Source organism: Halomonas heilongjiangensis (genome assembly GCF_002879645.1).
Taxonomy (GTDB): Bacteria; Pseudomonadota; Gammaproteobacteria; order Pseudomonadales; family Halomonadaceae; genus Halomonas; species Halomonas heilongjiangensis.
Genome location: NZ_PNRE01000022.1, coordinates 8,821 through 16,099 on the forward strand (window position 1 = coordinate 8,821; position 7,279 = coordinate 16,099).

6 protein-coding genes are annotated in these 7,279 nt (G+C 65.7%); 5 read left to right on the plus strand and 1 reads right to left on the minus strand.

Annotated features, from left to right (window positions below; all coding sequences use genetic code 11):
* Positions 1 to 174 precede the first annotated feature (174 nt).
* The 5 genes from C1H66_RS04295 (at position 175) to hglS (ending at position 5,584) form a co-directional block, all read left to right on the plus strand.
* On the plus strand, positions 175 to 615 hold the full coding sequence (locus C1H66_RS04295; protein WP_102626686.1) for a YtoQ family protein: 441 nt from the start codon (positions 175 to 177) through the stop codon (positions 613 to 615).
* A 358-nt stretch (positions 616 to 973) separates the two neighbouring features.
* Positions 974 to 1,615 carry a LysE family translocator gene (locus C1H66_RS04300; RefSeq protein ID WP_102626682.1) on the plus strand — a complete coding sequence of 214 codons (642 nt, stop codon included), beginning with the start codon at positions 974 to 976 and terminating at the stop codon, positions 1,613 to 1,615.
* A gap of 214 nt (positions 1,616 to 1,829) precedes the next feature.
* The gene (locus C1H66_RS04305) at positions 1,830 to 2,474 is read left to right on the plus strand and encodes an HAD family hydrolase (protein WP_205738625.1); all 645 of its coding nucleotides are present in this window, start codon (positions 1,830 to 1,832) and stop codon (positions 2,472 to 2,474) included.
* Between the two features lie 379 nt (positions 2,475 to 2,853).
* A complete protein-coding gene (locus tag C1H66_RS04310) occupies positions 2,854 to 4,107 on the plus strand; it encodes a 2-aminoadipate transaminase (protein ID WP_102626684.1) in 1,254 nt (417 codons plus the stop codon).
* Between the two features lie 115 nt (positions 4,108 to 4,222).
* Positions 4,223 to 5,584 carry a 2-oxoadipate dioxygenase/decarboxylase HglS gene (gene hglS / locus C1H66_RS04315; RefSeq protein ID WP_102626687.1) on the plus strand — a complete coding sequence of 454 codons (1,362 nt, stop codon included), beginning with the start codon at positions 4,223 to 4,225 and terminating at the stop codon, positions 5,582 to 5,584.
* A gap of 198 nt (positions 5,585 to 5,782) precedes the next feature.
* Here hglS and nhaC read toward each other — a convergent pair.
* On the minus strand, positions 5,783 to 7,279 hold a 1,497-nt coding region (gene nhaC, locus C1H66_RS04320), incomplete at its 5' end, for a Na+/H+ antiporter NhaC (protein ID WP_338066452.1).

The window sequence follows — 7,279 nt, forward strand, 5'->3', positions numbered from 1 at the left end:
CGTGGAGCGGCTGTTCCAGGTCGGCCTGACCTTCTTCTGAGGGCTGCCGCGGCGAGATCCCGCGCGGGGCCGGGCAGTAGTGCCGGTCGTGTGGCCATGAACATGGAAGCAATTTCCGTAAATATGGCTCGATGAGCTATCATGACGCTCTCGATTCATTATCTGGAGCCCTCCATGAGCTTTTACGTCTATCTCTCCGGCGAGATCCACACCGACTGGCGCGACGAGATCCGTCGTGGCACCGAGGCCGCCGGCCTGGACATCGTCTTCACTTCGGCGGTGACCGACCACGACGCCAGCGACGCCGCCGGCGACCACCTGGGTGAGGAGAGCCAGCCCTTCTGGCGCGACCACAAGTCGTCCAAGGTCAACGCCATCCGCACCAAGACGCTGATCGAGCAGAGCGACCTGGTGGTGGTGCGCTTCGGCGACAAGTACAAGCAGTGGAACGCGGCCTTCGACGCCGGCTACTGCGCGGCCCTGGGCAAGCCCTACGTCACCCTGCACGGCGAGGAGATCATCCATCCGCTCAAGGAAGTCGACGCCGCGGCCATGGCCTGGGCCACCACCACCGACCAGGTGGTCGAGATCCTGCGCTACGTCACCCGGGCCTGATCGTTTCGGTCGCCGCGGCAGCGTTCCCGTGATCGGCGACCGGCTCGCGTTTGGGAAGGCCGCCGCGCTACTCTGCCAACGTTGACGGGCCCTGTGGGATCCCCATGATTCTTACTGAAAAACAGCATGTTAAGGGTATTATGGCGGTGGGCTGCCAGCGCTGGGAGGCCCTAGGGGGTCAGACCCCGGCGGTGTCGAATCCGCTCGCCACGTGCACGATGACAAGCCTGGCAACTCGGCTGGGGTCTGACCCCATAGGGGCGGGCCTCGGCGCCTTTATTCGGCGAACGTGCCGACAACGTCGAGAAACCCCGGGGATCACCTTAGGGCGAGGCGTATAGGGGAAAGGGAGTTCACAGTGGATGGGTTGACCTGGATTACCTATGTCGGCGTGATCACCGCCTTGATCGTCTTTCCTGGCCCGGTGGCGCTGCTGTGTACGAGCCATGGCCTCAAGTTCGGCCGTCACCGGGCAACCGCCACGGTGCTGGGGGGCGCTCTGGCCTCGCTGGTCTTGATGCTGGTCTCGGCGCTGGGGCTGGGCGCCATCCTGGCGGCCTCGGAGACGGCCTTCTCCCTCCTGAAGGTGGTGGGTGGCGGCTACCTGATCTTTCTCGGCATACAGGCCTGGCGGGCCGGGCCGCAGCCGCCTTCCCCCGAGCTGGACGGTGCGGTGCCGGATCCGCTGGCGCCGAAAGCATCCATTGGCAGGCTGTTTCGCCATGGTTTCATGGTGGGGGTCAGCAACCCCAAGGATCTGCTGTTCTTCGCGGCGCTGTTTCCCAATTTCATCGCCGTCGGGGAGCCTCAGCTGATGCAGTTCGCCATCCTGGCGCTGACCTGGCTGGTGATCGATACGACCCTGATGTCGATCTATGCGGCCATGGGCTCGGGCCTGGGCCGCTGGTTCAATCGTCCCGGTCGGGTCAAGGCGTTCAATCGGGCCACCGGCGGTCTCTTCATGGTGGCCGGGGGCTCGCTGGTGGCCTCCGGGCATTAGGCTTCATACCCGATACCATGCCGATGGCCGCCGGTCGGTGCGGCACCTGATGGACCAGGCAGCGTACAGGTTTCATGGAAATTGCTCGTTACACCTATTGCAGGAGGCATCGTGGTACTCATCTACGGAATCAGGGAACACCTCAACCTAAATAGGTGCCCTGGGGTTGCCGGGCGCCCGTTGTGAAGAGTGGATGACCAGTAGGAGTTGGACCTTGAAGATTCTCCTGGACCTCGATGGCACGCTCACGGATCCGAAGGAAGGGATCATCGGCTGCATCCGTCATGCCTTGAGTGCTCTCGGGCACGCCGTGCCGGATGATCTGGCGCTGGAGCGGTATATCGGCCCGCCATTGCAGGCGTCTTTCGCCGAGATGCTTCCCGACAGGGCGGATGTGCCCAGGGCACTTCACGCCTATCGGGAGCGGTTTTCCGAAATCGGCATGTTCGAGAATGCCGTTTATCCGGGTATCCCAGTGGCGCTGGAAGCGCTTCAACAGCGCGGGGCCCAACTGTATGTGGTGACGTCCAAGCCCTGGGTGTTCGCCAGACAGATCATCGATCACTTCAACCTGGGAACCTACTTCACCGACATCTACGGTAGTGAGCTGGATGGCACTCGGTCCGACAAGGCATCACTCATTGCCCATGTCTTGCGTGAGTCTCACCTCCGCCCCGAGACGGCAATCATGGTGGGCGACAGGAGTCACGATGCCATCGGGGCGCGTCGTAATGGCGTGGTCGCCGTCGGTGTCCTGTGGGGATATGGCTCCGAGGCTGAGCTGAGAGGTGCGGGGGTCAGCCGTGTCCTCGAATGTCCCGGTGAGCTAGGGTGCTTGCTATCCGATCAGGATGGATGACGCCTCCCCGGTCGTGGCCAGCAAGGGAGTGCCCTGGAGCCTCCGGCAAGCGCCATCGCCGAGACGCGGGCAGCGGGGCTGCGCCATGGCGGTGTGATCTTGCCCGGTGATCGTGGACAACCGGGTCATGCGCGTTTCCTGGCCTCTCGTGCCTCTCCGTGAACGATCCGATGGGTGACGCCTCCAGACGCATCTGCCTTCTATCTCATTCCCTTTTTTCGTCTTGTTCTGGTCTCTGCCAGGTTGATGAGTGGGTGTATCTGCCTTAAAGGATTCCTTTTTGGAATAATTGGCGGATTTTTTTTCGTTTGCAGCATCTCGGGTGGCTCTGTTCTGATGCACGACACCATGTTCATCAGGTAAGGGGATGAGTCGCCCAATGGATCTTCATCATGTCAGTGCATCGCTCGGTATCCTGCATCCTCTGTGCATCGCGCGAGGGCGCAACGCCGAGGTGTGGGACGAGGAAGGCAACCGTTACATCGACTTCATCGGTGGTATCGGGGTGCTGAATCTGGGGCATGGTCATCCGACCGTGGTCGAGGCGGTGCAGGCCCAGGTCGAGACGCTGATGCACTCCGCCTTCAATGCCTTGCCCCACCGAGGCTATCTCGAGGTGGCACGGGAGCTGGACGCCTTCGTGCCCGTTGCCTATCCGCTTTCCTGCATGCTGACGAATAGTGGGGCCGAGGCGACGGAAAACGCCTTGAAGGTCGCCCGGGGAGCGACTGGGCGTCAGGCGGTGATTGCCTTCGATGACGCTTTCCACGGGCGCACCCTGGCGGCCCTGAACCTGAACGGCAAGGTCAAGCCCTACAAGAGTGGCCTGGGGACGCTGCCGGGCCCGGTCTATCATCTGCCATTCCCCAGCCCCGATAGCGGGGTCACGAGCGACCAGGCGATGGACGCCCTGACCCGGCTGTTCGAGGTCGAGGTGCCTGCCGATGAGGTGGCCTGCGTGATCGTCGAGCCGGTGCAGGGGGAGGGCGGTTTTCGGCCGCTCTGCCCCCGTTTTGCCCAACGCCTGCGTGCGCTGTGCGATGCCCATGGCATCGTGTTGATCTTCGATGAGATTCAGTCCGGCTTCGGGCGCACGGGGGCGCGTTTCGCGTTTCCCCGCCTGGGCGTGGAGCCGGACCTGCTGCTGATGGGCAAGAGCATGGCCGCGGGGCTGCCATTGGCGGCGGTGGCGGGCAAGGCGGCGCTGATGGACTGCCTGCCCGGGGGCGGCCTCGGCGGCACCTATTCCGGTAATGCCGTGGCCTGTGCGGCCGCGCGTGCCGTCATGGCGGTGATGACCGAGACGCAGCTCGGCCGGTGGGGCTCGCGACAGGAGGTCGCCATCGTGGCGGCCTACCAGCGCTGGCAGGCGAGTGGCCGCTTCCCGATGCTGGGGGCGATGACCGGTATTGGCGCCATGCGCGGCATCGTCTTCGAGGATACCGAGTCGGCCAGCGGTGCCGAGCATCTGGCGGCGCTGCTGACGGCGGCACGGGAGGCGGGCGTGCTGCTGATGCCCAGCGGTCGGCGGCGCAATGTGCTGCGTTTGCTGGCGCCCTTGACGACCGAGCCGGAGGTGCTCGATGAGGGGCTGGCCAGGATCGAGCAGGCGCTGGAGACGCTGCAGCCATGAGCGCCCGGCCGGCGCCTCTCGGCGCCGTCATGGTGTCACCCGCTGCAGGCCCCGATGGGGGCGCTGCGGCACGTTCAACCCAAGCCCTCTATCATGGAATCGCGAGAACCTGATGATGTCCCAGACCGTTTATCTTTCCCCGGATGAGATCCGCCAGCGCTTCTCCCGGGCCATGTCGGCCATGTACCAGGCCGAAGTCCCCCAGTACGCGACCCTGCTGGCGCTCGTTGACGAGGTCAACCGGGAGACGCTGGCCGCCGATCCCGCCCTGGCAGCACGCCTTGCCGAGCAGCATGAGCTCGATCGCCTGGATGTCGAGCGCCATGGCGCCATCCGCGTGGGCAGCGCCGCGGAGCTGGCCATGCTGCGTCGGTTGTTCGCCGTGATGGGCATGCACCCAGTGGGCTATTACGACCTCTCAGAGGCGGGCGTTCCGGTGCACTCCACCGCCTTTCGTCCCATCGACGACGCGGCGTTGGCGCGTAACCCCTTTCGCATCTTCACCTCGCTGTTGCGCCTCGAGCTGATCGAGAACGCGTCGCTGCGTCGGCGTGCCGAGGCCATACTGGCCAGCCGGGATATCTTCACCCCCGGCGTGCGCGAGCTGATCGAACGGTGCGAGGCCCAGGGCGGGCTGAGCGAGGAACAGGCCGAGCGTTTCGTGGCCGAGGCGCTGGAGACCTTCCGCTGGCATCGTGATGCCACGGTGGACCTGGACACCTATACGGCGCTGCAAGACGAGCATCGCCTGATCGCCGATGTGGTCTGCTTCCGTGGCCCCCATATCAACCACCTGACCCCGCGCACCCTGGACATCGATGTGGTGCAGCGGCGCATGCCGGGGGTCGGCATGAATTCCAAGGCGGTGATCGAGGGGCCCCCTCGCCGTGACTGCCCGATCCTGCTGCGCCAGACCAGCTTCAGGGCGCTGGAGGAGCCGATTCGCTTCGCCGGCGAGCGGCAGGGCACCCATACCGCGCGCTTCGGCGAGATCGAACAGCGTGGCATGGCACTGACCGCCAGGGGGCGTGAGCTCTACGACCGCCTGCTCAACGACGCGCGACGCCGCAGCGTGGGGCTCGACAACGAGGCTCACCAGCATGCACTCGCCGAGGTCTTCGTCGATTTCCCCGATGACGAGGAGATGCTGCGCCGCGAGGGACTGGCCTTCTTTGACTACCGGTTGACCGAGGCGGGCGAGGCGGCCGGCCCGGTGGATACTCGGGACCTGGAGGCGCTGATCGCCCGTGGCCTGGTGACGGCCCGGCCGATCACCTACGAGGATTTCCTGCCGGTGAGCGCGGCGGGGATCTTCCAGTCGAACCTCGGGGGCGGCCAGAACGAGGCCTATGCCGGCAACGCCAACCGCGATGCCTTCGAAGCGGCGCTCGGTGCTCCGGTCACCGATGAACTGATGCTCTACGCCGAGCGCGAGACCGCCTCCCGGGAGCGGGTGCTGGCGGCCCTGGCCGGCTGATGGAGCGATGGCGAGGCCCACACACCGGGCGCCTGCGGCGCCAATCGCCGGCTAAAGCCAGCTCCCACGGGGGCTGGTGTGGTACGAGCCTGCTTTAGTAGCGGTCCGACGTATCGGCGATAGGCCTCAACCACGAAGCCCAGCGGCCTGGCCGCTGGGCTTCGGTCTTCGTGGCCCCGCCATGGGGCGGGGCGGAGATCAGCTCGATGGCCGCGGGCTGGCGATGGGCGCTTCGCTGGCGGCCGGGCCGGCGGCCCCCAGGTCGGTGGCAATGGCCTCGCCCTGCTCCTGCCAGAGTTGCCGTTCCTCCTCGCTGGCCCGGGGCGAGAACAGGCCGGTCTGCGCATAGACCAGGCCGATCACCGGGGACAGCCAGCAGGCGAAGGCCAGCGGGATGTACAGCAGGTTCTCGACATTGCCGTCGGCGATGCCGAGCGCCAGGGCGCTGATCACGAAGGCCCCGCCGGCGTTCCACGGAATCAGCGGCGAGATGAGGGTCCCGCCTTCCTCGATGGCGCGGGACAGGTTGAGGGTCGAATAGCCCATGCCGCGGTAGGTGGGGGCGTACATGCGGCCGGGCAGGGCGATGGAGAGGTAGGGGTCGCCGGCGACCAGGTTGGTGGACACCGAGGTCAGCACCGCCGAGGTCTGCAGCCCGGCGAAGCTACGCACCTTGGTCATGATCGCGCGGATGATCGCCTCCAGGCAGCCGGTCTTCTCCAGTGCGCCGCCGAAGCCCAGCGCGATGAGCACCAGCGAGATGGTCCACATCATCGACTGGATGCCGCCGCGGTTGAGCAGGCTGTCGATGGCGGCGACGCCGGTGTCGATGGAATAGCCGCTGTTGGCATAGGTCAGCACATCGTGCACGCCGACCCCCTGCACGAGCATGGCGGTGACCGCCCCGGCCAGGGCGCCGGCGAACAGCGACGGGATGGGTGGCATGCGCTTGACCGCGAGCGCGATCACCAGCACCGCCGGCAGCAGCAGCCAGGCCGAGATGGTGAAGTTCGCCTGCAGCGCGGCGGTGATGGCATCGATCCGCTCGAAGGAGGCGTTATCGTCGTCGATCAGGGTGAAGCCCGCCACCAGGTAGATGACGAAGGCGATCAGCATCGCCGGGATCGTCGTCGGCATCATGTTCTTGATATGCGAGAAGACGTCCGTGCCGGTGACCGCCGGAGCGAGGTTCGTGGTGTCGGAGAGCGGCGAGATCTTGTCGCCGAAGAAGGCGCCCGACACCACCGCGCCGGCGGTCCAGTACATCGGGATATCGAAGCCCGCGCCGATGCCCATCAGCGCCAGGCCCACCGTGCCGACCGTGCCCCAGGAGGTGCCCAGCGCCAGCGAGACGACCGAGCAGAGCAGCATGGCCGCCGCCAGGAAGATGGCCGGCGAGAGGATCGTCAGGCCGTAGTAGATCAGGGTCGGCACGGTGCCGCTGGCGATCCACACGCCGATGATCATGCCGACGCAGATCAACACCGAGACGGAGGGCAGGGACACGTGGATGACGTGAAAGATGCCCTCTTCGATCTGTTTCCAGCGGAAACCGAGTTTGACGCCGACCAGGGCCGTGATCGCCAGGCCGATGGCCAGGGGAATGTGGGGAGTGAAGTCGCCGAAATAGAACAGTTGTACCGCCAGTACCAGCAACGTCAGGACGACGGGCGTGAGCGCCAGCAACAGGCCTGG

Excerpts from the sequence above, each read along its gene's own strand:
- C1H66_RS04295 (WP_102626686.1), top strand. The coding sequence starts at position 175 with ATGAGCTTTTACGTCTATCTCTCCGGCGAGATCCACACCGACTGGCGC.
- C1H66_RS04310 (WP_102626684.1), top strand. The coding sequence starts at position 2,854 with ATGGATCTTCATCATGTCAGTGCATCGCTCGGTATCCTGCATCCTCTG.
- hglS (WP_102626687.1), top strand. The coding sequence starts at position 4,223 with ATGTCCCAGACCGTTTATCTTTCCCCGGATGAGATCCGCCAGCGCTTC.